The following is a 319-nucleotide window of genomic DNA, read 5'->3' as shown; positions in this document are numbered from 1 at the left end:
CGAACAAAAACTGGAGAGAGAAAACGAGCTTCTTCGTTTAGAGGTAGAATACTTAAAAAAGTTACGAGCTTTTCAGATGGATCCGGAAGGTTATCTCGAAAAGCACAAACAGCATTATCGTATGAACTCAAAGAAACGTTCAAACTAAAAGATGTTCTACAAATAGTAGAAATTCCTGAATCCTCCTACCATTATCATATGAAAATGAGGAAGAAAGAGAATCCGAATCAGGAACTAGAAGAATGTATTCAATCCCTGTTTGAGGAACATGATGGGAACTATGGATATCGTCGTATCCGTTTGGACCTAAAACAACATG

The 319-nt window shown here is 37.0% G+C and carries 1 protein-coding gene; it reads left to right on the top strand.

Annotated elements, in window-relative coordinates; all coding sequences use genetic code 11:
- Positions 1-198 precede the first annotated feature (198 nt).
- Positions 199-319 (top strand): IS3 family transposase (locus JMM81_RS23255; protein ID WP_375162441.1); only part of this gene is annotated, 121 nt, incomplete at its 3' end.

Origin of the sequence: Bacillus sp. V3B (genome assembly GCF_024494465.1) — a bacterium.
Classification (GTDB): Bacteria; Bacillota; Bacilli; order Bacillales; family Cytobacillaceae; genus Bacillus_BD.
The sequence above is the reverse complement of the archived record's forward strand: the minus strand, read 5'-3'. Positions and strand labels throughout refer to the sequence as shown.